The organism is Shigella sp. FC1661 (assembly GCF_001712525.1).
In the GTDB taxonomy this organism is placed as follows: domain Bacteria; phylum Pseudomonadota; class Gammaproteobacteria; order Enterobacterales; family Enterobacteriaceae; genus Escherichia; species Escherichia coli.
The window spans coordinates 1-1,520 of record NZ_MDGW01000319.1; the positions used below are offsets into that span (position 1 = coordinate 1).

General features: G+C 47.5%; 3 protein-coding genes and 2 pseudogenes. 3 read left to right on the plus strand and 2 right to left on the minus strand.

The annotated features are described in order from the left end of the window. Together BFF42_RS16715 and BFF42_RS16720 are read left to right on the plus strand one after the other, a co-directional pair. Positions 1-373 (plus strand): annotated as a pseudogene (locus tag BFF42_RS16715) (IS1-like element IS1X2 family transposase); the annotation flags it as partial. Positions 374-397: 24 nt separating this feature from the next. After that, on the plus strand, positions 398-739 hold the full coding sequence (locus BFF42_RS16720) for a hypothetical protein (protein WP_226342192.1): 342 nt from the start codon (positions 398-400) through the stop codon (positions 737-739). A gap of 60 nt (positions 740-799) precedes the next feature. Here BFF42_RS16720 and BFF42_RS16725 read toward each other — a convergent pair whose 3' ends face one another. Beyond that, complete coding sequence (locus BFF42_RS16725; protein WP_000606176.1) at positions 800-985, minus strand: hypothetical protein; 186 nt, start codon at positions 983-985, stop codon at positions 800-802. On the opposite strand from BFF42_RS16725, the pseudogene BFF42_RS16730 reads away from it, so the two are divergent. Continuing rightward, positions 984-1,154 (plus strand): annotated as a pseudogene (locus BFF42_RS16730) (RHS domain-containing protein); the annotation flags it as partial. The gene BFF42_RS16725 and the pseudogene BFF42_RS16730 sit on opposite strands and share 2 nt — an antisense overlap. Positions 1,155-1,234: 80 nt before the next feature. On the opposite strand, the gene BFF42_RS16735 reads toward BFF42_RS16730, so the two are convergent. Beyond that, positions 1,235-1,520, minus strand: a 286-nt coding sequence (locus BFF42_RS16735) for an integrase core domain-containing protein (protein WP_000318964.1), incomplete at its 5' end; no start/stop codon positions are given.

A 1,520-nucleotide genomic window follows, 5' to 3' on the forward strand; every position in this document is an offset into this window, starting at 1 on the left:
CGAACAGTGGGGCTACGTCGGTGCTAAATCACGTCAGCGCTGGCTGTTTTACGCGTATGACAGGATACGGAGGAGGGTTGTGGCGCACGTCTTCGGTGAACGCACTCTGGCCACACTGGAGCGTCTTCTGAGCCTGCTGTCGGCCTTTGAGGTCGTGGTATGGATGACGGATGGCTGGCCGCTGTATGAATCACGCCTGAAGGGAAAGCTGCACGTTATCAGCAAGCGTTACACTCAGCGCATTGAGCGACATAATCTGAATCTGAGACAACATCTGGCAAGGCTGGGACGGAAGTCACTGTCGTTCTCAAAATCGGTGGAGCTGCATGACAAGGTCATCGGGCATTATCTGAACATAAAACACTATCAGTAAGTTGGAGTCATTACCGATGCTGTCATGTGTCTCACTAAACCAGCATTCTCATATTATATTGCAGCCTATTTAAAACTTTTTATTGAAAATTATTACGAAGCTGATGCTTTAGTGGATACTATTTTAAATATGCTCACTCCTCCTGTTAGGAATGGTATCCCCAGCACTACATGGATAGCAAAAAATCTTGATTGCTTTAGTCGTAATAAAAGGGTGGCTATTTCTTTTACATTCCAATATTTATGTAATGAATATAATGATCCAAATACTGAAAAGGCGTTAAATATATATTGGGGACAGTATCTGAATGAATCATTGCTTATTAAAAATGTACAGAACTCTAAAAATAAATGTAAATCACAGTAAGACAGAACCAAGCAGAAATCGTGGGCGTGGTTCGCACCCTGACGGAGGGTGTAGCGTGTACTAGATCACAGTGAGCGACATCAAAGCTTGGTCACGTTCTGGCATTACGATGAAGCCGACCGCCTGACGCACCGTACCGTGAATGATGAAGATGCCGAGTGCTGGCAGTACAACGAACGGGGCTAGCTGACGGAAAAAGACGAGCAGCGCATCCGTGACGGCGGCAGCCACAGCCACCATTATCATGATGAAAAACCAGATGGAGCCGGAATACACGCCGCTGCGTAAAATTCACCTGTACCACTGCGACCACCGGGGACTGCCGCTGGCGCTGATACGCAGTGACGGCCGAACCGGATGGCGTGTAGAGTATGACGAATGGGGCAACCTGCTGAGTGAGGATAACCCGCACAGGGAAAGATCATCAGAAGTTCACTTTTTGTACTAAATAATTCGCATTTTATGTTTAAAAATTGAGATATTCTGGATTTGCCCCTATATTTCCAGACATCTGTTATCACTTAACCCATTACAAGCCCGCTGCCGCAGATATTCCCGTGGCGAGCGATAACCCAGCGCACTATGCGGATGCCATTCGTTATAATGCTCGAACGCCTCTGCAAGGTTCTTTGCTGCCGTTAACCCGTCTGGTTTGGGCATGATACTGATGTAGTCACGCTTTATCGTTTTCACGAAGCTCTCTGCTATTCCGTTACTCTCCGGACTCCGCACCGCCGTGTTCTTCGGTTCAAGTCCCAACATCCGGGCGAACTGGCGTGTT